This is a genomic window from Microbacterium sp. SORGH_AS_0428 (assembly GCF_031453615.1).
Lineage (GTDB): Bacteria > Actinomycetota > Actinomycetes > Actinomycetales > Microbacteriaceae > Microbacterium.
On sequence record NZ_JAVIZT010000001.1, the window covers coordinates 825,079 to 850,559 of the forward strand.

General features: G+C 69.5%; 26 protein-coding genes. 6 read left to right on the forward strand and 20 right to left on the reverse strand.

The features are described 5' to 3' along the window. Positions 1-5 precede the first annotated feature (5 nt). From efeB to efeU, 3 genes are read right to left on the reverse strand one after another with little or no spacing between them, the layout of a single operon-like run. Entirely contained in the window at positions 6-1,310 is a 1,305-nt protein-coding gene (gene efeB, locus QE374_RS04070; protein WP_309732396.1) for an iron uptake transporter deferrochelatase/peroxidase subunit, read from the reverse strand. Beyond that, positions 1,307-2,536: an iron uptake system protein EfeO gene (gene efeO / locus QE374_RS04075; RefSeq protein WP_309732398.1), complete on the reverse strand. Its 1,230-nt coding sequence runs from the start codon at positions 2,534-2,536 to the stop codon at positions 1,307-1,309. The genes efeB and efeO overlap by 4 nt, the downstream gene beginning before the upstream one ends. Beyond that, entirely contained in the window at positions 2,533-3,459 is a 927-nt protein-coding gene (gene efeU, locus QE374_RS04080; protein ID WP_309732400.1) for an iron uptake transporter permease EfeU, read from the reverse strand. The genes efeO and efeU overlap by 4 nt, the downstream gene beginning before the upstream one ends. Positions 3,460-3,600: 141 nt before the next feature. Between efeU and QE374_RS04085 the strand changes: the two genes are divergently transcribed. After that, positions 3,601-4,608, forward strand: a complete 1,008-nt coding sequence (locus QE374_RS04085; RefSeq protein WP_309732402.1) for a 2-oxoglutarate and iron-dependent oxygenase domain-containing protein — start codon at positions 3,601-3,603, stop codon at positions 4,606-4,608. 232 nt (positions 4,609-4,840) lie between these two features. Here the strand turns inward: QE374_RS04085 and rpsO are convergent, their stop codons facing one another. Continuing rightward, positions 4,841-5,110, reverse strand: a complete 270-nt coding sequence (gene rpsO / locus QE374_RS04090) for a 30S ribosomal protein S15 (protein ID WP_137416542.1) — start codon at positions 5,108-5,110, stop codon at positions 4,841-4,843. Between the two features lie 148 nt (positions 5,111-5,258). Between rpsO and QE374_RS04095 the strand changes: the two genes are divergently transcribed. The 3 genes from QE374_RS04095 (at position 5,259) to QE374_RS04105 (ending at position 7,788) form a co-directional block, all read left to right on the forward strand. Then, positions 5,259-5,483: a DUF167 domain-containing protein gene (locus QE374_RS04095; protein WP_309732404.1), complete on the forward strand. Its 225-nt coding sequence runs from the start codon at positions 5,259-5,261 to the stop codon at positions 5,481-5,483. Positions 5,484-5,488: 5 nt separating this feature from the next. After that, complete coding sequence (locus QE374_RS04100; RefSeq protein WP_309736606.1) at positions 5,489-6,775, forward strand: MFS transporter; 1,287 nt, start codon at positions 5,489-5,491, stop codon at positions 6,773-6,775. Between the two features lie 89 nt (positions 6,776-6,864). Then, a complete protein-coding gene (locus QE374_RS04105; protein ID WP_309732406.1) occupies positions 6,865-7,788 on the forward strand; it encodes a DMT family transporter in 924 nt (307 codons plus the stop codon). A gap of 43 nt (positions 7,789-7,831) precedes the next feature. Here the strand turns inward: QE374_RS04105 and QE374_RS04110 are convergent, their stop codons facing one another. The 6 genes from QE374_RS04110 to QE374_RS04135 all read right to left on the reverse strand — a co-directional run bounded on the left by QE374_RS04110 (position 7,832) and on the right by QE374_RS04135 (position 12,706). Beyond that, entirely contained in the window at positions 7,832-8,392 is a 561-nt protein-coding gene (locus tag QE374_RS04110; RefSeq protein ID WP_243227171.1) for a YceI family protein, read from the reverse strand. 165 nt (positions 8,393-8,557) lie between these two features. Further along, positions 8,558-8,926 (reverse strand): FKBP-type peptidyl-prolyl cis-trans isomerase, encoded by a 369-nt coding sequence (locus QE374_RS04115; protein ID WP_137416538.1) that lies wholly within the window; start codon positions 8,924-8,926, stop codon positions 8,558-8,560. Between the two features lie 151 nt (positions 8,927-9,077). Next, complete coding sequence (locus tag QE374_RS04120; protein ID WP_309732407.1) at positions 9,078-10,430, reverse strand: NtaA/DmoA family FMN-dependent monooxygenase; 1,353 nt, start codon at positions 10,428-10,430, stop codon at positions 9,078-9,080. After that, positions 10,427-11,425, reverse strand: a complete 999-nt coding sequence (gene add, locus QE374_RS04125; protein WP_309732408.1) for an adenosine deaminase — start codon at positions 11,423-11,425, stop codon at positions 10,427-10,429. Before add ends, QE374_RS04120 begins: the two co-directional genes overlap by 4 nt. 74 nt (positions 11,426-11,499) lie before the next feature. Next, on the reverse strand, positions 11,500-11,952 hold the full coding sequence (locus QE374_RS04130) for a hypothetical protein (RefSeq protein ID WP_309732410.1): 453 nt from the start codon (positions 11,950-11,952) through the stop codon (positions 11,500-11,502). Beyond that, positions 11,870-12,706 (reverse strand): PrsW family intramembrane metalloprotease, encoded by an 837-nt coding sequence (locus QE374_RS04135; RefSeq protein WP_309732412.1) that lies wholly within the window; start codon positions 12,704-12,706, stop codon positions 11,870-11,872. Before QE374_RS04135 ends, QE374_RS04130 begins: the two co-directional genes overlap by 83 nt. Positions 12,707-12,744: 38 nt before the next feature. Here QE374_RS04135 and QE374_RS04140 point away from each other — a divergent pair, with 38 nt between their 5' ends. Continuing rightward, complete coding sequence (locus QE374_RS04140; RefSeq protein ID WP_309732414.1) at positions 12,745-13,614, forward strand: fumarylacetoacetate hydrolase family protein; 870 nt, start codon at positions 12,745-12,747, stop codon at positions 13,612-13,614. A 49-nt stretch (positions 13,615-13,663) separates the two neighbouring features. Here the strand turns inward: QE374_RS04140 and QE374_RS04145 are convergent, their stop codons facing one another. The 10 genes from QE374_RS04145 to QE374_RS04190 all read right to left on the reverse strand — a co-directional run bounded on the left by QE374_RS04145 (position 13,664) and on the right by QE374_RS04190 (position 23,703). Further along, positions 13,664-14,137: a DUF4190 domain-containing protein gene (locus QE374_RS04145; protein ID WP_309732415.1), complete on the reverse strand. Its 474-nt coding sequence runs from the start codon at positions 14,135-14,137 to the stop codon at positions 13,664-13,666. A 77-nt stretch (positions 14,138-14,214) separates the two neighbouring features. Beyond that, complete coding sequence (locus QE374_RS04150) at positions 14,215-15,678, reverse strand: aspartate ammonia-lyase (protein WP_309732418.1); 1,464 nt, start codon at positions 15,676-15,678, stop codon at positions 14,215-14,217. A 115-nt stretch (positions 15,679-15,793) separates the two neighbouring features. Continuing rightward, positions 15,794-16,711, reverse strand: coding sequence for a phosphodiesterase (locus tag QE374_RS04155; RefSeq protein WP_309732420.1), 918 nt, complete (start codon positions 16,709-16,711; stop codon positions 15,794-15,796). A 34-nt stretch (positions 16,712-16,745) separates the two neighbouring features. Further along, on the reverse strand, positions 16,746-17,081 hold the full coding sequence (locus tag QE374_RS04160; RefSeq protein WP_307319255.1) for a peptidase: 336 nt from the start codon (positions 17,079-17,081) through the stop codon (positions 16,746-16,748). Continuing rightward, positions 17,081-18,307, reverse strand: coding sequence for an inorganic phosphate transporter (locus QE374_RS04165; RefSeq protein ID WP_137416529.1), 1,227 nt, complete (start codon positions 18,305-18,307; stop codon positions 17,081-17,083). Before QE374_RS04165 ends, QE374_RS04160 begins: the two co-directional genes overlap by 1 nt. 199 nt (positions 18,308-18,506) lie before the next feature. Beyond that, positions 18,507-19,631, reverse strand: a complete 1,125-nt coding sequence (locus QE374_RS04170; protein WP_309732425.1) for a Gfo/Idh/MocA family oxidoreductase — start codon at positions 19,629-19,631, stop codon at positions 18,507-18,509. Continuing rightward, on the reverse strand, positions 19,628-20,578 hold the full coding sequence (locus tag QE374_RS04175) for a sugar phosphate isomerase/epimerase (RefSeq protein ID WP_309732426.1): 951 nt from the start codon (positions 20,576-20,578) through the stop codon (positions 19,628-19,630). The genes QE374_RS04170 and QE374_RS04175 overlap by 4 nt, the downstream gene beginning before the upstream one ends. A gap of 29 nt (positions 20,579-20,607) precedes the next feature. Then, the gene (locus tag QE374_RS04180; RefSeq protein ID WP_309732428.1) at positions 20,608-21,432 is read right to left on the reverse strand and encodes a carbohydrate ABC transporter permease; all 825 of its coding nucleotides are present in this window, start codon (positions 21,430-21,432) and stop codon (positions 20,608-20,610) included. Continuing rightward, the gene (locus QE374_RS04185) at positions 21,432-22,388 is read right to left on the reverse strand and encodes a sugar ABC transporter permease (protein ID WP_309732430.1); all 957 of its coding nucleotides are present in this window, start codon (positions 22,386-22,388) and stop codon (positions 21,432-21,434) included. The genes QE374_RS04180 and QE374_RS04185 overlap by 1 nt, the downstream gene beginning before the upstream one ends. Before the next feature lie 13 nt (positions 22,389-22,401). Then, complete coding sequence (locus tag QE374_RS04190) at positions 22,402-23,703, reverse strand: extracellular solute-binding protein (RefSeq protein ID WP_309732432.1); 1,302 nt, start codon at positions 23,701-23,703, stop codon at positions 22,402-22,404. Between the two features lie 246 nt (positions 23,704-23,949). Here QE374_RS04190 and QE374_RS04195 point away from each other — a divergent pair, with 246 nt between their 5' ends. Further along, positions 23,950-25,440: a GMC oxidoreductase gene (locus tag QE374_RS04195; protein WP_309732434.1), complete on the forward strand. Its 1,491-nt coding sequence runs from the start codon at positions 23,950-23,952 to the stop codon at positions 25,438-25,440. Positions 25,441-25,481 lie beyond the last annotated feature (41 nt).

Sequence of the window (25,481 nt, forward strand, 5' to 3'; positions counted from 1 at the left end):
CCCGCTCAGGCGAAGAGCTCGGCTCCTACGAACGAGCCCTCCCGGACACCGCCCGGCACGGCCCAGATCCCGGAGCCGACGTGACGCAGGTACTCCGTGAGGAGGTCCCGCGCGAGCGCCTTCTGCACCGTGATGAACTGCTCGGGCGAGCGCTGGTAGGACAGGAAGAACAGCCCCGCCTCCAGCGCGCCCCGCCCGTCGTTGCCGTCGACGAAGTTGTAGCCGCGACGCAGGATGCGGATCCCGCCGTTGTTGTCAGGGTGGGCGAGGCTGACGTGGGAGGCGCGGTCGATGCGGGGCGCGCCGGACGCATCCTTCGCCGAGAAGTCCGGTGCGGTGAACTCCTCCCCGCCCGACAGCGGAGCGCCCTCGCGCTTGTCGCGCCCGATCGTGCGCTCCTGCTCCATGAGCCGCAGGCGGTCCCATGTCTCGATCGTCTGGCGGATGCGGCGGGCGACGAGGTAGCTGCCGCCGGCGAGCCACGCGGGTCCCTCATCCCCGACCCACACGTGCTCCGCGAGCGCCGCGGTGTCGGTGGCGAGGATGTTGGCCGTGCCGTCCTTGAAGCCGAACAGGTTGCGGGGCGTCGACTGGGCGGCCGTCGTCTTCGATGTGCGGCCGAAGCCCAGCTGCGCCCAGCGGATGCGGGCGCGTCCGAACGCGATGCGGCTGAGGTTGCGGATGGCGTGGACGGCGACCTGCGGGTCGTCGGCGCAGGCTTGGATGCAGAGGTCGCCGTCCGAGTTCAGCGGGTCCAGATCGTCGCCGACGAAGCGCGGCAGCGTCGTCAGCAGATCGGGGCGACGATCGGCGATCCCGAAGCGGTCGACGCCGTCGCGCTCGAAGAGCCCGGGGCCGAATCCGAAGGTGATCGTCAGGGAGCTCGCGGGCAGCCCGAGCGCCTCCCCCGTGTCGTCCGGCGGAGCCTGGGGCGAACCTCCCACCGCGCCCGATGCGCTGACGTCGAGCCCCTGCGTCATGCGCGATGCCGCGTACGACCAGTCCTGGAGGAGCGAGACGAGGTCGTCGCGCGTCAGGTCGTCGTCGAGGTCGAAGGCGGCGAAGTGCAGGTGGTCCTGCACCTGGGTCGTGATCCCCGCCTGGTGATCGCCGAAGAAGACGTGGACGCCGTCCGCATCGGCGGCGGATGCGGAGCCTGCGACCGCCGTCGCCACTCCTGCGCCGCCGGCACCGCCGATGGCGAGGCCGGCGGCGCCGGCGCCCAGCAGACCGAGAAGGCCTCGTCGGCTGAGCCCGGAAGGGGCGCCGACGGGCTCGATCGGCTGGGCGTCGGACTGCTGTTCGTTCACGAGAGGACGGTCACCGTCAGACGCGACAGCGGCTCGGCGAGCGCGTTGATGAGATCGGTCAGGGTGCGCTTGTCGGCCTCGGTCAGCGTCGAGTATGCGACGAACGAGGTGTCCGCGCTGCCGTAGGTCGCCAGCTGCGCCTCGAGATCGGCGTAACCCTTGTCGATGGCCGTCACGAGCTTCTGCCCGTCCGCTCCCTTGCTCTCTGCGAAGTCGCGCACGAGCGAGTAGGCCATCTTGGAGCCCTCGACGTTGGCGGCGAAGTCGTAGAGGTCGGTGCCGCTCCACCAGTCCTCTTCGCCGGAGATCTTGCCGTTCGCGACCTCATCGAGCAGCGCGATGGCGCCGTTCGAGATGCCCGCGATGCCCTGCGCGTCGAGCGCGCTGACGAAGTCGTCGGAGTGGACGTAGTCGTTGAGCTCGGCCACATCCGCCACGAGCTGGTCGGCGTGCTCCGTGCGCTGCGCGGGCGTGGAGGGCGTCCAGTCCTGCCAGGCGGGGGTGGCGCCGTCGGCGTTGAGCGCGTCCTGCGCGGGAACCCAGAGGTCCTTCTCGATGCGGTGGAATCCGGTCCAGTCCAGACCCTCGGCGACCGCATCCACCTCGCGGTAGTCGATCTTGGGGTCGAGATCGCCCAGGGACTCGGCGACCGGCTCGATACGCTCGTAGGAGGAGCGCACCTGCGGGAAGGACGTCCGGGCGGTCGCGTCGTCACCGGCGACGTAGGCGGCCGTGAAGGCGGCGACAGCGGGGACGAGCTGCTCGACCTGGTCCTTCACGAAGGCGGCGTACAGCGAGACGGCCTGCTGCTTCTGCGCGGCGTCGTCGCCGGACGCGGCGATCGCGTCGCCGGTGACGGTGAAGCCGGCCCGCCCGACGCCGTCACCGACCATGCCGGGCTTGCAGAGGGTGAAGTAGTTGCCGGGCTGCGCGACGACCGTGAGCGTCCGCGAGGCACCGGGAGCGATGTTCTCGACCTCGCCGACGATGCGCAGGCCGTCTTCGGCAAGCAGATAGAACTCGCTGACCTGCGAGCCCGTGTTGGTGACGTCGAAGGCCAGGGTGCCACTGGTCGCGGTCGCCGTGGGCAGATCGCACGCGGAATCGCTCGCCGTGACGGCGAGGGCGTCGGATGCGGCCACGTCGGCCTTGGCGACGCATCCGGCGAGCGCGAGCGAGGTGATGACGAGCGCTGCGGCGCCGCCGATCAGACGAGGAGCTGTCATGGGGTTCCTTGATGTGCGGGAGCGACGGCTTCTTGCGCTCGGTGGGACCGCGGATGCGAACGCGCTCCGCGGAAGAAGAGGGTGCCGACCACGGCGATGTAGACGCCCCACGCGATGACCTGCAGCCACGTCATCTGCGGCATGAATCCGACGGTGGCCTGCAGCAGCACCGCGACGGGGCCGCCGGGGGCGATGATCGCCGACAGATCGAAGGCCCACCCGAAGGGGAATCCGGCGAGGCCGACGCCCACGACACCGGTGGCCGCGTCGATGGTGGCGGCGTCGGAGAAGGGCCCCGGGAGCACGCCCGCCTCCTGCAGGTCGTGCACGCCGTAGGCGAGGACGCCGGCGGCGACGATGATGAGCAGGGCGCCGGTCCAGGTGAAGAACACCCGCAGGTCGAGACGGATCATGCCGCGCGAGATGAGCGCACCCAGCACGACGGCCAGGGCGAGGCCGAGGACCGCGCCGCCGAGGGCCGCCGGCGCATCGCCGAAGGACTGCACCATCGACCACAGCAGCAGGGTCGTCTCCAGCCCCTCGCGGGCGACGGAGATGAAGCCGATGACGACGATGCCCCACAGCGCCCCCGTCGCGAGCGCGCGATCGACGTCGCCCTCCAGGGCCCGCTTGAGGCCCCGGCCGGCCCGCTGCATCCAGAAGATCATCCATGTGACCATCGCGACGGCGACCAGCGACAGACCTCCGCCCAGGATCTCCTGCGCCTCGAAGGTCAGCGCGTAGGCGCCGAACGTGAGGACGGCGCCGACCACGAGTGAGAGCAGGACGGCCAGTCCGACGCCCATCCACAGCCGCGGGAGGACATCACGCCGGCCGAGCCGGGAGAGGTAGGCGGCGAGGATGCCGACGACGATGGCGGCCTCGAGGCCTTCACGCAGACCGATCAGCAGACTCGACAGCACCGCGGCATCCTTCTTTCTGGTAAGGCTTACCTAAGCCCGGAGCGAGATTACTCCTGTTACGACCGGAGGCAAATTCCACGCCGTGCGGTAACGCTCAGCAATATTTCTCCGCGGTGCGGCGCCGGGACGTACCTTCGGTGCATGACCACGCCTTCCCTTCCCGTCCTGGACTTCTCCCGCCTTTCCGACGGTCCGGATGCGGTCGCCGCCTTCCGCGACGACCTGCGCCGGGCGACGCACGAGGTGGGCTTCTTCTACCTCACGGGGACGGGCGTCGATGACCTGGCGTTGCGCCTCGAGAAGGTGGCGCGCGCTTTCTTCGCACTGCCTGAGGCCGACAAGCTGGCGATCGAGAACGTCAACAGCCCGCACTTCCGCGGGTACACGCGCATCGGCGGCGAGCGCACCCAGGGGCAGGTCGACTGGCGCGAGCAGATCGACATCGGGCCCGAGCGCGCGGCCGTCACCGACCCCGCCGCTCCCGACTTCGAGCGCCTCACCGGCCCCAACCTCTGGCCCGAGGCGCTTCCGGAGTTGCGCGAGGTCGTGCAGGAGTGGCACGACAGGCTGAGCGAGGTCGCGATCACGCTGCTGCGCCAGTGGGCGCTGGCGCTGGGAGCCGCTGAGGACTTCTTCGACCCGTACTTCGCGGATCCGGGCACGCTCATCAAGATCGTGCGCTACCCCGGCAGCCGCGAGCCGGAGCCGCAGCAGGGCGTCGGCGCCCATAAGGACTCCGGTGTCCTGACCCTGCTCTGGGTGGAGCCGGGCAAGGGCGGGCTGCAGGTCGAGCGCGACGGCGGATGGGTCGATGCTCCCCCGGTCGACGGCGCGTTCGTCGTCAACATCGGCGAGCTCCTCGAGTACGCGACCCAGGGGTATCTCATCGCCACCAACCACCGGGTCGTCTCGCCGCGCTACCCCGAAGACCGCATCTCGGTGCCGTTCTTCTTCAACCCCGCACTCGATGCCCAGCTGCCCCTCATCCAGCTCCCGTCGGAGCTGGCGGCACGTTCGCGGGGTGTGACCGAAGACCCCACGAACCCGATCTACGCCCGCTACGGCGAGAACGCGCTGAAGTCCCGGCTGCGCGCGCACCCGGACGTGGCGGCGATCCATCACGCGGATCTCCTGGCCGCCCGCGCCTGACCCACCCCCTCACCGCGCCCGGGCGCCCGCATCCGCCGCTCCCGCATCCACCCACTTGACCGCGAGACTGCATTTCCCTCACGAGATCACGGGTAAACACAGTGATCTCGTGCAGAAGATGCAGTCTCGCGGTCTTTAGGGGGATCCGGATGCGGTGGGCGCACAAAAGCGAAGGCCGCCCCACACCGTGGGGCGGCCTTCGAAGAAAGCGATATACGCGATCGCGCTGCGATCAGCGGCGCAGACCGAGACGCTCGATGAGCGAACGGTAGCGGTTGATGTCGATGTCCTGCAGGTAGCCCAGCAGGCGACGACGCTGACCGACCATGAGGAACAGACCACGACGCGAGTGGTGGTCGTGCTTGTGCTCCTTGAGGTGCTCGGTGAGGTCCTTGATGCGCTGCGTCAGCATCGCGACCTGCACCTCGGGGGATCCGGTGTCACCGGGGTGCGTCGCGTACTCTTCGATGATCGCCTTCTTGACGTCGTTCTCGAGTGCCATAGATGGGATCCCCTTTCTCCTCGTTGCGCGGCGCCCTCCGGCTGATCCGGGGGCTCTCTTTATCCGCGGCCGATCGAACGGCAACCTCGAAAGTCTACCAGCGTTCAGCGCGGGCCCCAACCGCTCCCGCCGCGGTACGCTCGCACCCGTGCAGTTCACCGTCCGCGTCAAGCCCGGCAGCCGACGCGGCCCCCTCGTCGAGTCGGACGCAGACGGTGCGTTGACCGTCCACGTGCGTGAGCGCGCGGTCGACGGCGCAGCCAACGCCGGCGTCATCGCCGCCCTCGCCGCGCACCTCGGCGTTCGCCGCGCGGCCGTCACGATCCGCACGGGTCACGCCGCGCGCATCAAGCGCATCGAGGTCGCCGAGTGAGTCGGATGCGGCTCGCGCGCCACCTGATCGATGTGCGCCCGCTCACCACCAGCGCACCGTACGCGCGGATGTGGATCGGCTCCACGCTTGCGGGCCTGGGCGGGCAGCTCACGATCGTCGCGGTCATGCTGCACGTCTACGCGCTCACCGGCTCCGACTTCGCCGTGGCGATGGTCGCGGTGGCGGGCCTGGTGCCGATGGTCCTCGCCGGGCTCTACGGAGGGATGCTCGCCGACGCGTTCGATCGGCGCATGGTCGCCCTGGTCGCCGCCTGCATCACCTTCGCCTCCACCGCGCTCCTGGCCGCTCTCGCCTGGTCCGGCGACGAGACCGTCTGGTGGCTCTACGCCCTGAGCATCGTCAACTCCGCCGCGAACTCGGTCGTGATGGCCACGAAGTCGGCGATCACGCCGCGACTGCTGCCGCGCGAGCTGCTGCCGGCCGCGGCCGCCCTGAACGGCGTGACCGTCGGCATCATGGTGATGGCCGGCCCCGCACTCGCGGGCGTGCTGGTGGCGACCGCCGGCTACGCCTGGACCTATTCGATCGACGTCGTGCTGATGACCTCGTTGTTCCTGGGCCTGTGGACCCTGCCGAGGCTGCGCCCGGAAGGCGCGATCGTCAGGCCCGGTCTCGACTCGCTCCGCGACGGCTGGGCGTTCCTGCGCCGCGCGCGCAACATCCGGATGCAGTACCTCCTGGACATCATCGCGATGACGTTCGGGCAGCCCCTCGCCCTCTTCCCCGGGATCGGCGCCGTGCTGCTCGGCGGCGGGCCGGTCACGACCGGCATCCTCACCGCGGCGGTCGCCGCGGGGGCGTTCCTGTCGAGTCTGTTCTCGGGCCCGATCGGCCGGGTGCGCCGCCACGGCGTCGGCATCGAGCGCGCCATCCAGGTCTACGGCGGCGCGATCGCCGTGTTCGGACTCGTGCTGGTGGCGGCGGCGCTCGGATGGTTCGCGGGCGGTGACGTCAACGTGGTCCTGATCGCCGCCGCCTGCATCGTGCTTGCCGTCTCGGGCGCCGCCGACAATGTCAGTGCCATCTTCCGCTCGACCATGATGCAGTCCGCTGTGCCCGACACGATGCGCGGGCGTCTGCAGGGGATCTTCGTCGTGGTGGTCGCCGGCGGCCCCCGCATCGGCGCGCTCTACGCCGGGAGCCTCGCGACCCTCACGGCGCTGTGGTTCCCGCCACTGCTCGGCGGCATCGTCATCATCGCGCTCGTCGGGGTGCTGGTGCGTCTCAGCCCCGGCTTCCGCGCGTACGACGCGCTCGACCCGGTGCCCTGAGCGACGACTCGCTGCCGTTCTCCGGCGGCTTTCGGACACCGCATCCGAGAACGATCCGACATGTCCGATGCCGTCACTAGAGTCGGTGGGTGCTTCCCGTCGTGCGCCCCGCCGCCCCGCCCCGCCAGGCGGTCATCGCCGTGCAGTTCGTGCTCACCGGCATCATCTGGGGCTCCAGCTTCCTGTTCATGAAGGTCGCGCTCGGCGGACTCTCCCCCGCCCAGGTCGCCTGGTCACGGCTCGTACTGGGGGCTGTGACGCTCGGGATCTTCGTGGCCGTACGCCGGGAGACGCTGCCCCGACGACTCGTGGTGTGGGCGCACATGCTCGTGCTGGCGCTCTCGTTCTGCGTCGTTCCGTTCCTGCTGTTCTCCTGGGCGCAGCAGCACGTCACCTCGGGGCTCGCGAGCATCTACAACGCGACGACGCCGATCATGACCGCCGTCATGGCGTGGGCCGTGTTCCGCGTCGAGAGGCTTCGCATCGTCCAGATCGCGGGAATCCTCATCGGCATCCTCGGGGTGATGGTCATCATCGCGCCCTGGCAGGGCCTCGCTCCCGACCAGAGCCTCATCGCGCAGTTCGCCATCCTCGGCGCCACGGCGTGCTACGGCTTCAGCCTCGCCTACATGCGGCGCTTCACGTCCGACAGCGGGATGAGTCCCCTGGTCTTCTCGTTCCTGAACATCGGGCTCGCGGCGGTGATCATGCTCGCTCTGACACCGCTGATCGCTCTGGCACCCGTACGGCTGGACGGGGCGATCGTCATCTGCCTCGTGCTGCTCGGCTGCCTCGGCACCGGCGTCGCCTACATCTGGAACCAGAACGTCCTCCGCGCCTGGGGCCCCACACGCGCCTCCACCGTCACCTACATCACGCCCGTCGTCGGCGTCCTGCTCGGCGCCATCGTCCTCGGCGAGACGGTGTCGTGGAACGAACCGGCCGGGGCGCTCGTCGTCTTCCTGGGCATCCTGCTCGCACAGGACAGGCTGCGGCGCCGAGCCCGGACATGACGAAGGGGACGGATGCGGTCGCATCCGTCCCCTTCGTGCGCGATCAGGCCGCGACCGTGCCCTGCAGGTCGAGCTCGATCGTGACGTCCTTGCCGACGAGCACGCCGCCGGTCTCGAGCGCGGCGTTCCAGGTGAGGCCGAACTCCTCGCGGTTGATGACCGTCTTGGCCGTGGCCCCGGCCTTGTAGTTGCCCCACGGGTCGGTGCCGAAGCCGCCGAACTCGAGCTCGAACGTGACGGGCTTGGTGACGTCCTTGATGGTCAGGTCGCCGTCTACGAGGAAGTCGCCCTTCTCGTAGCGCACGCCCGTCGAGACGAAGGTCATCGTGGGGTAGTTCTCGACGTCGAAGAAGTCGGCCGAACGCAGGTGGCCGTCGCGGCCCTCGTCCTTGGTGTCGATGGAGGCGACGTCCACCGTGGCCTCGACCTTCGCCTCGAGCGGGTTCTCCGGAGCGATGATCGTGGCGCTCTTCACACCGAAGGTGCCGCGCACCTTCGAGATCATCATGTGGCGCACCGCGAAGGTGACCTCGCTGTGCGAGGCGTCCAGGGTCCAGGTGCCGGCCTTGTATCCGGGGATCTCGATTGCGTTCGTGTCGGTCATTTTCGCTCCAAAACCAGGGCCGCGCGTTTCGCGGCGTCGAGTCCAGTCAACCGCATCCCACGGGAACGTATTCCCTTGAATGCAAAATTCTGACGAGAGTCTTAAGAACTTCCGGTGGACCACGAGGAAGGGCCCCGGATGCCCGGGGCCCTTCTCGAGATCGCGTCAGCCGACCTTCAGCAGGTCGATGATGAAGATGAGCGTCTTGCCCCCGAGGAAGTGACCGCCGGCGGGGCCGTAGGCCAGGTGCGGCGGGATCACGAGCTCACGGCGACCGCCGACCTTCATGCCCGGAATGCCGTCCTGCCAGCCCTGGATGAGGCCGCGCAGCGGGAACTGGATGCTCTCGCCACGACCCCAGGACGAGTCGAACTCCTCACCGGACTCGTACTCGACGCCGGCGTAGTGCACCGTGACGTTGTCGCCCGGCTTCGCCTCTTCGCCGTCTCCGACGATGATGTCGCGGATGACGAGCTCGGTGGGAGCGGGTCCTGCGGGAGCGTCGAACTCGGGCTTCGTGCGGTTGTCAGTCATGCCTCCATCCAAGCACGTCGGCGCCGCCCGCGAGGTGCGGCCGGTCCTCTTGACAGCACCCGGCGAGGGGTGGATCCTGACATCAGAACAACTCAGCGCTCGGGAGTCACGCAGGCATCGCCGCGGCACCGGGCGCTGAGTCTTTCCCGTCTCAACCCAGACGCGCTCCGGGGCGCTCCCGCATCCGCTCGCGCAGCGTCGGACCGGCGGGCTCGGGCAGGAGGCCTCGTTCGCGAAGGCGAGGAAGCACCAGCTCCCCGAACGCCTCGACGTCGCGCGTTCCGAACACCGGCTCGAACAGGAATCCGTCGAGCCCCGTCTGGTCGGCGAGCTGCTCGACCCGGTCCGCGACATGTTCGGCATCACCCACGATCCGGAATCCGCGGGTGCCCTTGCCCCGCAGATCGTCGAGGATCTGCCGCACGGTCGGCGCCGGGGCGCCGTCGCGACCGAGGAAGCGCTCGATGTTGCTCGTGCCCATCTGACCGACGATGCCCCCGGCGGCCACGACCTCGGCGAGAGTCTTGTCGGGATCGAGCTTCAGCAGATCGATGCCGGTGTTCCCGGCGTACAGCGCCGCCACGACCTCGTCCGACTGCATGCCGTGGAACTCGCTCCAGAGCTGCTCGGCACCGGCCTGCGTCTCATCGACGATCGCCGTGAGACCGGCCATGATGCGGATGTCGCCGGGATCACGCCCCGCTTCGGCGGCACGGCGACGGATGTCGGCGACGGCCGCCGCCGTGTGCTCGGGCGTCGTGGCCTGCACGAACACGCCCTCGGCATGGGAGGCCGCGAGCGCGCGTCCCTTCGGGGAGGTACCTGCCTGGAAGATGACCGGGGTGCGCTGCGGCGACGGCGGTGCGCCGAAGTAGCCGCGCGAGCGGTAATGTGCACCGTCGAACTCGGTGCGATGAATGCGGGACGGGTCGATGTAGACGCCCGAGACGGCATCCGCCACGAGCGCGTCGTCGTCCCAGGACTGCTCCCAGTAGCTGCGGGCGAGCGACACGTACTCCTCGGCCATCTCGTATCGCGTGTCGTGCGGCACCATCTCCGGATGCCCGAAGAGCTCCGCAACGGCGTTCTGCGATGCGCCCGTCACGACGTTCCAGCCGATGCGCCCGCGGGTGAGGTGGTCCAGGGTGCTGAAGCGGCGCGACAGCGGCAGAGGGTGGTCCATTCCCGTCGTGGCCGTCACGACGAAGCCCAGCTTCTCCGTCTCGCGGGCGAGGATCGGGATGATCGTCGAGGGATCGAGGCCTGAGAAGTTGATGGCGGCGGACAGGCAGGCCGCGCTGATGTCGCCGTTCTGCATCGGGTAACCGAAGCCGTCCGCGAAGAAGAGGAAGTCGTAGCCGGTGCGGTCCATGATCTTCGCCATGCGCACCCAGCGCTCGGGATCCAGGTAGTCCGCCGCGTCGCAGAGCGGGTGCGCCCAGCTGTACGTTCCGCCGACCTGCGGCGCGTAGACCTCGAAGACGCCGAAGTGGAGATTAGTCACAGCTCCTCCCCCAGCCACGCCTCGATGTCGGCCTTCGCACGCGCCTTGAGCGCGTCACCGGCGAGCGTCGTGTCGATGGAGCTCCACGCGCACGCCGCCAGCTGCCGGTCCGTGAGGCCGATCTGCTCGCGCGCGACGACGTACTCGTCGAGCAGTCCCGGGCCGAACAGGATCGGGTCGTCCGCGTTGATGGAGCACCGCACACCCGCATCCAGCAGCTGCGGGAGCGGATGGCGTGCGAGGTCGTCGACCACATCCAGCAGCAGGTTGGAGGTGGGACAGGTGTCGAGACAGATCCCCCGCCGTGCGAGCTCGGCCACCAGCGCCGGATCCTCGATCGCCCGGACGCCGTGCAGCACCCGCGCCGCACCCAGGTCGTCGATCGCCTGCCAGACCGATTCGGGGCCCACCAGCTCGCCCGCGTGGGGCGCGGACTGCAGACCGGCGGCACGGGCGATGTCGAACGCGGGCGCGAAGTCGGCGGCGGGATAGCCCCGCTCCTCGTTCGCGAGCCCCAGGGATACGACACCCCGGCCCGCGCGCGCCGCCGCCGCCTCCGCGAGCGCGATCGCCTCGGCGAGGGGTTCGGTGCGATCGACGGTGACCATGAGGCCCACCTCGACGCCGTGGCGCTCACCGGCGATGCGGACGGCATCGAGATGCGCGTCCAGTGCCGCCTCCACGGTCCCGAAGGCTGCGAGATAGAACTGCGGGCTCACGCCGAACTCGACGTACACCGCGCCGTCGGATGCCGCATCCGCCACGGCCTCGTCGATCAACCGCACGAGGTTCTCGGGGCGCGCAAGGACTGCGAGCAACCCCTGGTACATGTCGGCGAACGCCGTGAACCCGGAGAAACCGGTCACCGGCGGGATCTCGACCGACATCTCCTCGGCGAGCTCGGCGAGCGTCGCGGGCCTCATGGCCGCCTCGAGGTGGACGTGGAGATGCCCCTTGGGGAGGGCGGCGAGATCGCGAAGGGCCGAGTCGGCCATGGACGCTCCTGACGTCGAGTGAACTGTTCGGTTCACGATAGCGACGCGGTGTTTCGCTCAGATGACGTCCGGCCTCAGAGCGCGAACAGGGCCGCGCGGGCGGCGACCGTGCGCTGCAGCAACGCGCTCTCCTCCGCACTCGCGCGGGGGTCCCGCCCGCTGATCGCACGTTGTCGCGCCGCCGCCAATGCGGTCGCATCGGCGATGAAGGTGCGCATGATCGGCACACGGTCGCCGCTGAGCGTGCGCGCCCAGGCGAGAGCGGTGCGGCGGCCGGCGGCGGTGGCGAGCATGTCGACCTCCTGCGGGGTGAACCAGCCCACGGCCGCGTACTCGCCCAGACGCGCCCGCGTCAGGCGCGCCTCCTCGCGCCGCAGGAGCACGATCGCGACGACGAAGATCACGAAGAGGGGAACCTGCAGCACCGCGTACAGGGCGAAGAAGTCACCCAGGAGGGCGGAGCCGTTCCACAGCGCGTGCAGGGCGATGGCGCCCGCCGAGCCCCACGAGCCAGGGTCCGAGCGCACCGCCGAGTCGGGCACCGCGGCGGGCGGCGAGTCCCAGCGCGAACCCGGTGACAGCGGTGAACATGACGTGCGCGAAGGGCGAGAGGATGCCGCGCACGAAGAACGTCGCGGAGGCCTGCGTGAATCCGCCCTCGATGAAGGCGCTCGCGAAGTACTGGATGTTCTCGGTGAAAGCGAATCCCGCACCGATCAGCCCGCCGTACACGATGCCGTCCACCGGCCCGTCGAAGAAGCGTCGGGCGGCGGCGAAGATCAGGAGCACGCCGAGGCCCTTGCCGATCTCCTCGACGATCGGCGCCTGCACGACCGACTGCAGCAGGAGCGCGAGCTCCGAATCGTTCCGACCGAACGTCAGCAGCAGCACGAGATCCACGCCGAGAGCCAGTGCGACCGCCGCGATGGCTCCCCACCCGAGCGCGAGGATCACGAGGCCCTTCGGCTCCGGTTCCCAGCGGTCCACGATACGCAGGGCCCACAGCACGCCCGCGAGCGGCAGCAGCGCGAGGATCGCACCCAGGAGCGAGGCCACCGGACCGATCGCCTCCAGGAAGTAGCCGACCAGCACCACCAGGAGCACGACGAGCAGCGCGCCGACCCAGATGTAGAGCCCCCACGCGCGGCGGACCGGTGCACCGACGGGCGGCTGCGACGTCGCGGGTGCCGCGATCGGCGTCGGAGCGGCGTGCACGGGCTGCGCCAGGGCGGAATCGAAGGCCGGCGGGGTGAGGGTCGGGCGGCCGTCGGGGGTCGTCATTCCCTCAGCCTACGGTCGCCGCCGGTAGCGTGGAGGGCATGCGCTTCGCCCACCTCCGCACCGCTGCGAATCCGGAGCCGAGACTCGTCGTCGTCGACGAGGACTCCGCCGCCTTCGTGGACGCCCTCTTCCCCGACGCCCCGAGAACGCTCGAGGAGCTCATCCTCGGCGGAGACGACCTGCTGGCCCGCGTGCGAGACGCCGCGGCGTCCCCCGCCGTGCCGCGCTTCGGGTTCGCGGAAACGGAGTTCGCGTCGGCGGTCCTGGCGCCCCCCGTCATCCTCGCGGTCGGACTCAACTACGCCGCGCACTCGGGCGAGCTCGGACTCAAGACCGACCAGACCCCGACGGTCTTCGTGCTGTGGCCGAACTCGCTCACGGGGCACGAGCAGACCACGAGCTGGCCGCGCAGCCTCAGCGAATCCGTCGACTACGAGGCGGAGCTCGGTGTGATCATCGGCCGCCCCGCGAAGAACGTCCCGCAGGAGAAGGCGCTGGACCACGTGTGGGGCTACACCGTCGTCAACGACGTCACGGCGCGCGACATCCAGTTCTCCGAGGCGCAGTGGTCGCGCTGCAAGTCGTTCGACGGTTTCACCCCGACCGGCCCGTTCGTGGTGACCGCCGACGAAGTGCCCGACCCGCAGGATCTCCACATCTGGACGGTCGTCGACGGCCACACCGTGCAGGACGCGTCGACCGGGCAGATGATCCGACCGGTCTCGACGCTGGTGTCGCACCTCTCCCAATCGGTGACACTGCTGCCCGGGACCCTGATCTCCACGGGCAGCCCCGGCGGCGCGGGCTACTCCCGGGATCCGCAGATCTTCCTGCGCGACCGCTCGACGGTGACGGTCGGCATCGACGGTATCGGCGCACTCACGACGCACTGCCGCATCCTGGACTGAACGACGATGGCCCCCACCTGCGGGTGGGGGCCATCGATCCGTCCGCGCGTCATCGCATGTCGTCGCAGTACTGCGTCACCCCGCTGATCTGGTAGACGCCATCCGGGTTCGACGAGCAGTACTCGATCGCCTGCTGCAGGGCACCTGCGAAGCTCACGATGAGGATGATCCCCACGATGATCCCGATCACCATGAACACCGCGCTCAGGATGATGGCCCACACGGCGGGGAGGTTGCGTACGCCGGCCTTACGGCTCTGCACCAGCGCGACGATGCCGAGGATCAGACCGATCAGCTGCGCGAAGAAGGCCAGGATGAGCGCCACGATGCCGAGCGTCCTGCCCGGCACCGGTGCGCCCGGAGTCGGCGGACCGGGAACCGGGCCGGCAGCCGGCGGCGCCGTCGGATAGGCCGGAGGCGCCTCTGCGGCGGCGGGCGGTGCCGTCGGATACGCCGGAGGGGCGGCGGGGTATGCCGGCGGGACCGGCGGGGTGTTCTCGGGCGATCCGGTCGGGTCGGTCATGATTCCTCCTGATTCGGCGCGGGCACGGTGCGCGCTCCGACGTTATCGGCTGCGCCGCGTGGTCGCACGGACGACACTCAGTCCTGCGTCGGAGTGAGGCTCGTATCGATGATCGGGATGGCGGCCGTGATGGCCTCGAGCCCCGACAGTCGCGCGGGCGAGAGCTGCTTGAGCACCTCGTCGCGCGGCATGAGTCCGGCCTCGACCACGAGATCGGCGACGTTTCGGCCGGTGAGTAGCGCCGTCTTCGCGAGCGCCGCCGCAGCCGCGTAACCGATGAAGGGCGTGAGCGCGGTGATCGCCCCCACCGAGGAGCCGACCATGGCGCCCAGGCGGTCGTGATTGGCGGTGATGCCCTCGACGCAGTTCACCCGCAGCGTCCACATGGCCTGCCGCATCCAGGTGATCGACTGGAAGATCGAGTGCGCGATCACGGGTTCGAAGGCGTTCAGCTGCAGCTGGCCGCCCTCGACCGCCATCGTGACCGTCATGTCCGCGCCGACGACCGCGAAGGCGACCTGGTTCACGACCTCGGGGATGACGGGGTTGACCTTGCCGGGCATGATGCTGGAGCCCGCCTGACGCGCGGGCAGGTTGATCTCCCCGAGACCCGCCTGCGGACCGCTGGAGAGCAGCCGCAGATCGTTGCAGATCTTCGAGAGCTTGATCGCGTTGCGCTTGAGCGAGGAGGAGAACGACATGAACGAGCCCGTGTCGCTCGTGGACTCGACCAGGTCATCGGCCGTCGCGAGGTCGAGCCCGGTGATCTCGCGCAGATGACGGAGCACGGCGGGCGCGTAGTCCGGATGCGTCGTGATCCCCGTCCCGATGGCGGTCGCCCCCATGTTGACCTCGTGCAGCAGCCAGGCGTTCTCGCGCAGCCGGTGCAGGTCCTCCCCCAGCGTCGTGGCGAAGCCGTGGAACTCCTGCCCGAGTGTCATCGGCACCGCATCCTGCAGCTGCGTCCGGCCGACCTTGAGCACGTCGTGGAACTCGCGCGCCTTGTCGAGGAACGCCTGGCGCAGCAGGTCGAGCTCGACCAGGAGGCTCTGCAGGGTGAGCGACAGCCCGACCTTGATCGCGGTCGGGTACACGTCGTTCGTCGACTGACTGCGGTTGGTGTGATCGATCGGCGAGAGGAACGCGTAGTCCCCCTTCTCCCGGCCGGCGAGTCCGAGCGCCACGTTGGTGATGACCTCATTGGCGTTCATGTTGGTCGACGTGCCGGCACCGCCCTGGATCACGCCGACGACGAACTGGTCGTGATGGCGCCCCGAGATCACTTCCTGCGCGGCGCGGTCGATGAGCGACGCCCGTTCCGCATCGAGCACTCCGATCTCCCGATTCGCGCGGGCGGAGGCCTGCTTGACCATCGCGAGCGCCACCACGAGGTCGGGGTAGACGGAGATCGGGCGCTTGGAGATGTCGAAGTTCTCGAGAGCCCGGGCCGTGTGGATGCCCCAATAGGCATCTGCGGGGATCTCGAGGCTTCCGAGGGAGTCGGTCTCGGTACGGGTACGCGTCGTTGCGTGCTCTGGCATGCGTTGTCCTTGTGGGTCGTCGGCCGGTTGCGTGACTGAGCCTAATCGCCGTGCACGCGCAGGCCACCGGACACGGCGTACACCCCGGACCCGGGATCCACCCGGGCGGCGAGCGTCAGTGGGGACGCTTGCGCGAGAAGGCCTCGAGCCTCTCCGCGGGGGTGAGAGCGGCCATCTGCGCAACCCACTCCGGCGTGAAGAAGTCCGCCGTCTCGGCGTCGACGACCGGGACGACGGCGTGCGTGACGGTGTCGTCGTAGACGTGCACGAGGTGGAACGACTGCCCCGCATCCATTCCGTTGACCTGGTCTGCAGGGCGGGCCAGATCCATCGTGTAGCACGTCGCAGCAGCGACGCTCACCGGCACCCCGGCGAAGGTGCCGGATGTCGAGTGGTGGAGGTGCCCGGCGAGGATACCGCGCACGTCGCTGCCGCGGACGATGTCGGCGAGGCGGCGCTGCTCCCGGAGTTCGAGGATGTCGAAGAAAGGGATGTGGCTGGGCAGCGGCGGATGATGCAGCGCCAGGAGCGTCCCCAGCGGTGCGGGCGTCGCCAGCACGTCGGCGAGCCAAGCCAGCTGCGCGTCGTCGATCTCGCCGTGATGCCACCCCGGCACGGTGGAGTCCAGCACGATCAGGCGCAGGCCGTCGAGGTCGTGGACGGCAGTGACCGGCTCGTCGCTCGCCGCACCGCCCAGCAGTTCGGTGCGCAGCGGCGCGCGCTCGTCGTGGTTGCCGGCCACCCAGACCAGCGGCGCCCCCCAGCGCTCGGCCGCGGGCTCGAGCACCTCGCGCAGCGCGCGGTAGGCCTCCGGCTCGCCCAGGTCGGTGAGGTCGCCCGTGCACACCACCGCGTCGGGGCGGATGCGGGTGCGATCGATCGCGGCGATTGTGCGCCCCAGGTTCGCCAGCGTGTCGTAGCGCCCGCCCAGCGGCGCATTGCCCGCGAGGAAGTGCGTGTCGCTCAGGTGGACGATCGAACGCACAGCGGGCGGATGCTGCCCGAACTGCACGGCGGCGGGTGCGGCACTCATACCGCCACCATATGGCCCGCCGCCGACGCTGCGATCAGTGGCCGATGACGATGAGCAGGAGTCCCGACAGCACCGCCAGCGCGCAGAAGCCGAAGGCCGCGCACGCGACGGCGAACGCCAACCGCTTCTGCGCGTCGGTCAGCGGCGAGCGCTTGGCCGCCTTCGCCGCGGCCTTCTCTGCCTTGGCGCGCTGCTTGTCGGTCATGACCGTGATCGCATCGGTGAACTCGGCCGGAGCGACCACCGGCGCACGCCCCGCGCGCACCAGCATCCGGAGTCCGAGCGCGTAGCTTCCGACCACGGCGACGGCGGCGATGAGGGCGGCGAAGAAGACCTGCACGAAGGCGAGCCAATCGATCTGGACGTCCATCAGCGCTGTCCCTTCTCCTGACGGGCCCGCTCGCGCTCCAGGCGACGCTGGCGACGCGTGGGGGGCGGGTTGCGCTTGACCTTGACGGCGCGACCGGAGTCGGCGACCTCGCTCATGGCGTTGGCGGCGGTGACCTCGTCGCGGCGCGAACGCAGGAAGAGCAGGAGCACGATGATCACGGCCAGGACCGCATCGATCGCGATGCCCCACGGGCCGAGCCACGCGACGATGAGGGCGGCCGCCGCGCCGACGATGCCCGCGGCGGGAAGCGTGAGCAGCCAGCCGATCGTGATCCGACCGACTGTTCGCCAGCGCACCTTCGCGCCGCGGCGACCGAGCCCCGACCCGATCACCGAGCCCGAAGCCACCTGGGTGGTCGACAGGGCGAAGCCGAGGGCGCTCGAGGCGAGGATCGTCGCGGCGGTCGAGCTCTCCGCCGAGAATCCCTGGGCGGGCTTCACGTCGGTGAGGCCCTTGCCGAGCGTGCGGATGATGCGCCAGCCGCCCATGTACGTGCCGAGGGCGATCGTGAAGGCGCAGGCGAAGATCACCCAGAGCTGGGGATCAGCGTGGGCCGAGTCCTGCCAGCCGGCCATGATCAGCGCGAGGGTGATAACGCCCATCGTCTTCTGCGCGTCGTTGGTGCCGTGGGCGAGGGCGACGAGCGAGGACGAGAAGATCTGCCCCCAGCGGAACCCGTCACGCCCGTCCGGCTTGCCGTCGTAGCGCCGGGTCATGGCGTAGGCGAGCTTCGTCGCGGCGAAGGCGATCACCCCCGCCGTCACCGGTGCGATCAGCGCCGGAAGGATGACCTTGCTGAGCACGACGCCGAAGTCGATCGCATAGGCGCCGATGCCCACGAGCGTCGCGCCGATGAGCCCCCCGAACAAGGCGTGCGACGAACTCGAGGGAAGACCCAGCAACCACGTCAGCATGTTCCAGGTGATGGCACCGATGAGCCCGGCGAAGATCAGCGGCAGGAAGGCCCCTGGCGAGATCTGGTCCTCGCGCACGATGCCGTGCGAGATCGTCTTGGAGACCTCGGTCGACAAGAACGCGCCGACGAGGTTGAGGCCCGCCGCGAGCAGCACGGCCACCTTCGGCTTCAGCGCACCCGTCGCGATGGGCGTCGCCATCGCGTTGGCGGTGTCGTGGAAGCCGTTGGTGAAGTCGAAGAAGAGCGCGAGTCCGATGATCAGGACGACGATCAGTGCTGCGGTTTCCACCGTTCGCTTTCGGGGAGAGGGAGAAGGAGGGGGAGCCGAGCGAACGGCGGCGCGAACGAACAGTTCACCGTGAAGTCGGCATTCGTTAACCCGACCACACGGAATCCTTACATCGCCCGCCCTCCCGGTCAACTCAGGGCGCCGGGCGAAACCCGTCGCCTCGCTCCGATGCGCCGGGCACGATCTTCGTGGGCGCGCCTCAGGATGTGGCGACGGCCTCCCACGAGGCGGAGCGCACCGAGGCGCGGACGGCGTCGACGATGTCGGCGGCGCGCGCGCCGTCGTCGAAGGTGGGAAGGCCGTCGGGGTCGCCACCGCGCACGGCCGCATAGGTGTCCGCCACGAACGCCGCGAACGCATCGCCCCACCCCTGCGCGTGTCCGGCAGGGAACGCGTTCAGTCGGGCCTGCTCCGGCGAGGGCTCCGCCTCCGCGCGCCGCAGGATGCTCGCCCCGTTCGTCGTGCCGAACCACACCGTCTCAGGCGTCTCCTGGTCGAAGACGGCACTCGCAGATGTGCCGTCGATCTCGAACCACAGCCGGTTCTTGCGCCCCGCGGACACCTGCGACACCACGACGCTGGCAGGAATGCCCGACCGCGTGCGCAACGCGACGATCGCCGCATCCTCGGTCTCGACCGGGGCGCTGGGCCGTTCGGCCGTCGCGACGCCGCCGAACGCGTGATCACTGCCGACAGGACGCTCCGGGTGCGCGAGCGCGAACTGCGCGGATGCGGCGCTGAAGCGCTCCCCGCTGACGAACTCGACCAGATCGCACCAGTGCGAGCCGATGTCCGCGAAGGCGCGCGAGCCGCCGCCGAGCGCGGGATCGACCCGCCAGTTCGCGGTGCGCGCATCCAGCATCCAGTCCTGCAGATACGTGCCGTGCATGAGCAGAACCCTTCCCAATCCCCCCGTCGTCACTCGAGAACGGATCTCGCGCACGAGCGGGTGGTAGCGATAGACGAAGGGGACTGTCGCGACGACCCCCGCATGCCGGGCGAGGTCCGCCAACTCGTGAGCCTCGGCCCCATCGAGCCCCAACGGCTTCTCGCACACCACCGCGACGCCGGCCGCCAGAAGCGCCCGCACGTAGGGCGCATGGGTTGCGTTGGGAGTGCACACGTGCACGACGTCCGGGGTATCGGCCAGCAGCTCCGCGAGATCGAGATAGCCCCGACCGCCCCAGCGCCCGGCTGCTTGCGCGCCCCGCTCCGCGCGGGAGCCCAGAACACCCGTCAGCCGACCCCCGACCGTGCGGACGGCGCGCGCATGGACCTCCGCGATCATCCCGGTCCCGATGATCGCGACGCGCAGTGCGTTCACGCGGCGAACGTCTGCTCGACCCACCCGCGACTGCGCCGCGCACTCGCATCCGGGTCGCCGTGCAGCTGGTCGACCTCGATGACCAGCCAACCGTCGAAGTCGTCCCCGAGCTGCGCCAGCACACCGGCGATGTCGATGTCGCCGCTGCCGGGCTCGAGGAAGAACGGCTGCGAAGCCACGCGCTCGTACGGCCCCGGGTTCGCCCGGTTCTCTGCGACAAGGGCCGCCGAGTGGTCCTTGATGTGCAGGTCGATCACGCGGTCACGATGACGCGCGACCATCCCGACCGGATCGATGCCCGCCCAGACCAGGTGACCCAGATCGAACGAGGCGCCGAGCACCTCCGGGTCGACCTCGGCGAGCACGGTCTCGATCTCCTCCTCGGTCTCGATCCAGGTGCCGACGTGGTTGTGCAGCCCCGCACGAACGCCTTCCGCCCTCAGGATGCGCCCCGCCTCGGCCAGCATGTCGGTCTGTCGCAGGAGGCGATCGCGGTCGGCGAGGTATCCGACCGCCGCGCGCTCTGACCAGCGCGGCAGCCGATAGTCGACCATCGGCGCGAGGAAGACCGTGTCCAGACCGAAGTACAGCGATTCCTCCGCCTTGCGGCGCACGGGGTTGAACCAGCGCGCCCACTCGGCGCTGCCGGGCGTGATCTCCAGCCCCTCGTCCTCCGGCAACCCGATGGAGGCGTAACCCGGCGCGACGCGCAGACCCGCGCGTTCGATCATCGCCGCGTAGCTCTGCAGGGTCTGCGTGTCCAAGACCTCCATCATCGTGGCGTCGAATCCGGATGCGGCCACGGCGGCGAGCACCTCCGGGTAGTCGGCCACGAAAGACGGCTCACCGTAACGCCAGCGCCCCGTGCTTCCGGGGACGGCGGGATCCGGCGGCAGGTTGGTCCACTGGATGGGGTTGAGGGCGACCTGTGAGCGTCGGATCGTCATGCGGGGACCTTTCGGAGCGGGGCGCGGGCTCATTTGAGACCCGTGGCGGCGATGCCCTGCACGAAGTACTTCTGCAGGAACAGGAACAGGATCAGAACGGGAAGCAGTACCACGACCGCTCCCGCCAGAAGCACGCCGAACTCGGTGGTCCGATTCGCCTGAGCGGCGACGGCGAGTCCGACGGGCAGGGTGTAGGTGCCCTGCGACTGCGCCATGACGAGAGGCCAGATGAAGGCGTTCCACGAAGCGAGGAAGGTGAGCACGCTCACCGTCGCGAGCGCCGGCGCCAGCAGCGGAAGGAAGATCTGCCCGAAGATGCGCAGTTCACCCGCTCCGTCCAGCCGCGCCGCCTCCATGAGGTCTTCCGGGATCGAATGGGCGAACTGTCGGACCACGAACACGGCGATCGGCAGGACGAGCATGGGAAGCGCGATCCCGAACAGCGTGTCGACCAGCCCGAGCTGGACGGCGACCATGAACTGCGGAACGAAGATCGCGACGATCGGGACCATCATCGTGGCCAGGACCAGCGCGAAGACGAACCCGCGACCGCGGAAGTGCAGCTTCGCGAGCGTGTATCCGGCGAGCGAGCTGAACACGAGGTTGCCGGCGACGACGAGCGCGGAGACGATGACGCCGTTGAGGAAGTACTGGCCGAAGCCGCGCTCGAAGAGGGTCGTGAAGTTGGCGAGGTTGCCGAAGGATTCCGGGAGCCACGCGCCGGGGTTGGCGGTGAACTCCCCCTGCGTCTTGAACGCGCCGAAGAACACCAGGACGAACGGGATCAGCATCGCGACGCACACGACGGTGATGAGCAGGTAGAGCAGCGCGCTGCCCAGTCGGGAGGTACGCATCAGTGTTTGGGCCTCAGCATCCGGAACTGCACGACACTCACCGCGGCCACCAGCAGGATCAGCACGAAGGAGCCCGCCATGGAGGCGGCGATGTTCCCGTAGCCGAACTGCTGATAGACCCAGAGGGAGATCGATCTCGTCGAGTCCAAGGGGCCGCCGCCGGTCAGGAGGTAGGGCTCCTCGAAGATGTTCATGTACATGACGGTGATGAGCACCGTCACCAGCAGGGTCGTCGGTCGCAGCAGCGGCAACGTCATGTGCACGATCCGTCGCCAGGGGCCCGCGCCGTCGATGGCTGCGGCCTCGTAGACCTCTTCCGGCACAGCCTGCAGCCCCGCGAGGAACAGCACCATCGCCGTTCCGACGTTGCGCCAGACGGTGAGCAGGATGACCGAGGTGACCCCCCACGCCGGATCCCCGAGCCAGTTGGGCCCCGCGATGCCGATCGCGGCGAGCGCCTCGTTGACCGGCCCCTCATAGGTGAGGGCGTACTTCCAGATCACGGATGCGGCGACGATGTTCGCGATGACCGGGAGATAGATGGCTGCCCGAAAGACCGGACGCAGGCGCCGGATGCCGCTGCCCAGCAGGATGGCGAGGGCGAGCCCGATGCCGATCGTGAGCGGGACGCCGATCACGACGAAGAGGACGGTGTTGCCGATCGAACGCAGGAAGTCCGGGTTGGTGAGCAGCGCCGTGAAGTTCTCGGTGCCGACGACCTCGACCTGGAGGGGGTCTCGGATGTCGCGCAGTCCGATGTCGGTGAAGCTGAACGCCAGCGCGAACAGCCCCGGGACGACCGTGAACAGTCCGACGACGATGAGCGTCGGCAGCAGGAAGATCCAGGCGACGAGGCCTTGACGCGGCCTCGCGCCGCGGCGGCCCGACGGCCGGGCGCCCCCCGCGGGGACACGGCTCGCGCGCGTCTCCCCGCGGGTGAGTGTGGAGCTCGTCATGGTCGTCCGGCACTCACTCGACGCCGGTGCCGATCGCGTCGGCCTTGGCCTGTGCGTCGGCGAGCACTTCGGCGGGCGTGGCCTGCCCCCGTGCGGCGCGCTCCATCTCGGAGCCCAGCATCGCGGAGACCTCGAGCCAGCCGGGTACTGCGGGCACCGCGCTCGCCATCGGGATGGCCTCCTTGATGACCGCCAGGAACGGGTCGTCGGCGATGACCGGCTCGTCCCATGCCGCCTCGACGGCCGGCAGGTTCCCGAAGCGCTCGTACCACGCGACCTGGTTCTCGGGCTGCGACATCCAGCGCACCAGCTTCCACGCCGCATCCGCGTTCTTGGCATCCTCGAAGACGGCGAGGCTTCCGCCCCCGATCGCCGAGGTGCTGCCGCCGGGGCCGGCGGCGTTGAGCGCGACGCCCAGGTTCTCGCTCGACCAGCCGTCTCCGTTGGCCTCGTCGAGCCACGACGGGAACCACGGTCCGTTGACGTAGGCCCCGATCTGGCCCGTCGTGAACCACGGCACGGTGTCGAGGAAGGTCGGGCCGTCCGGCGATGCGTACCCGTCCAGGATCAGGTTCGTGAAGGTCTCCAGCGCCGCGAGGTTCTCCGCGGTGTCGATAGTCCACTCGGTGTGGTCGTCGGAGATGAGCGAGCCGCCTGCCTGGATGCTGAAGTCGTTGAACTGCTGCGCGGTGTACTCGTTCCACTCGACCGAGAGGCCGATCGGGAACTTCACCCCCTGCGCCTGCATGGCCTTGGCGAACGCCGGGTAGTCGTCCCACGTCGCGGGAGCCTCGACGCCGGCCGCATCGGCCAGGTCCTTGCGGTAGTAGAACGCCTGGGCATAGGTGTACCAGGGCACGGCGTGGGCGGCGCCGTCGTACTGGGCGGCGTCCCACATGTTGTCGAAGAAGTCGTCGCCGTCGACGAGGCCGTCGGGGACGGTGGCGAACGCGTCGGTGGCGAGCATGCTCGCCTGCGACTGCGACAGCAGGAACGTCGCATCGGGGACGTTGCCCGCCGCGACGGCTGCTGCGACCTTCGTGGCGAACTCCGACTCGGGGATCGCGGTCACGTTGACGGTGACGTCGGGGTTCTCCTTCTCGAACTCCTCGAAGAAGGCCGGAAGCGCCTCCCCCTCCGCGCCGGCCGCCCAGAACTCGATGGTGCCGGTCGCGGCGTCGTCGCCGACGACGGTATCGGCCGCCGCTTCGGAGCCGCCGGATGCCCGACCGCACCCGGCGAGGACGATGGCGGTCAGGGCGACTCCTGAGACGAGAAGCGTGCGCCGGAGCGGACGTGAAGGCAGTGCAGACATGGTGGTACGGCCTTTCGGGATGCGGGTGGGTGCGCCCGTGGAGCGGGTGGGGCGCCGGCGGCAGATGCCGAGCCGCGGCCAGGCTATGGGCACGTCGCGAACCGTTCCGGCCGATGTTGACAGAATTAACATCGGCGTCACAGCGAACCAGAATTCGTTACGAGCGCGAAACTTTCTCCACGCATCAGGCGTCTTTTGTTTCGCAATAGTCGGCTTATACCGATCATCGACATATCCGGAGGAACCGTGGACGCGGACGTACTCATCGTGGGCAGCGGCATCATGGGGGCTGCTGTGGCGGCCGAGGTGGGCCGCCTGCGCCCCGGGACGCGCATCACGATCGTCGAGGCCGGCCCGGCGGGAGAGGGTACCCCCGCACGTCATCTCCACGACTCCGCGGATGCGGGGACACGAGACGCCTATCACGCCCACGTCGCGGCGGGCGTACAGTCCATGTACGTCGGCGCCGCGACGGCGGGTACCTTCGATGCCCGCAGCGCATCCGCGTTCGGACTGTACGACTTCGCCGCGCTCGGACACGACGCGACCGAGATGCCCGCAGCCGCGAGCGCGTGGAACGTCGGCGGGATGGGATCGCACTGGACCGCTGCGTGCCCGACGCCGTGGGGTCGCGAGATCCCGACGGCGTTCGCATCCGAGTGGGATGCCGACTACGCGCGCGTGCGCAGCATCCTGCGGATCGGCTCCGACCGATTCGGCCCGACGCCCGCCGGCACCGCCGTCCTCGAAGCGCTGGCGCGGGCGTTCGGCGACGTCAGCGCCCCCGGACGCGGCCCGCAGATCATGCCCATGGGCGTCTTCCGCGCCGACGGGGCCGAGCGTCGGCGCACCGACCCCGGAGTCATCCTCCCGGAGCTCGACGGGTCGTCGGAGACGGTGACTCTGCTCTCGGGCACGCTCGCGCGGCGCATCCTTCTCGACGGACAGCGCACCCGAGGGCTCGAGGTCGAGGATCTGAGCACGGGCGAGCGCCGCGAGCTCCGCGCGGACTACGTCGTCGTCGCCGCGGACGCGCTGCGCAGTCCGCAACTCCTGTTCGCCTCCGGGGTGCGACCCCGCGCTCTCGGTCGCTATCTCAACGAACACGCGTTCATCACCGGGAGGGTCTTCGCCGAGCCGCACCATCTCGGCATCGACGAGGTGCCGCCGCTCGGCGAGGGTGAATGGATGACGGACTCGCTCTGGCTGCCGCACAGCGACGACGCGCAGCCTTTCCACTGGCAGATCAGTGTCGGACCGCTGTTCTCCGAAGACCTTCAGGATGCCGTGGCGATGGCCGTCGGCATCAGCGTCTACGTCCCCACCGAGGTCAGGGAGACGTCGCGCATCGAGTTCTCCGACACCGAGACGGATGCGCTCGGCATGCCGCGCGCCCGCATCTACTACGACTACAGCGACACCGACCTGGCCCTCATCGAACGCGCGACCCGCGAGCAGCGGGTGGCGTTCGAAGCGGTTGCGGGACCGGACGCCATCGGCAACACGCTGCTGCTGCCGCCCGGCTCATCACTGCACTACTCGGGGACCGTACGCATGAGCGAAGCGGATGACGGCACCGGTGTCGTGGACCGCGACGGCGCCGTGTGGGGAACCGAGGGCCTGTTCGTCGCCGGAAACGGCGTCCTGCCGGGGGCGGTCGCCGCCAACATCACGGCGGCAGGCACCGTCACGGCGGTGCGCGCGGCGCGCGCGATCGTGCGCCGACTCGAGGACTGAACCCTTCGTCGCGGCCCGAGCTGCCCGCATCCGACTAGCGT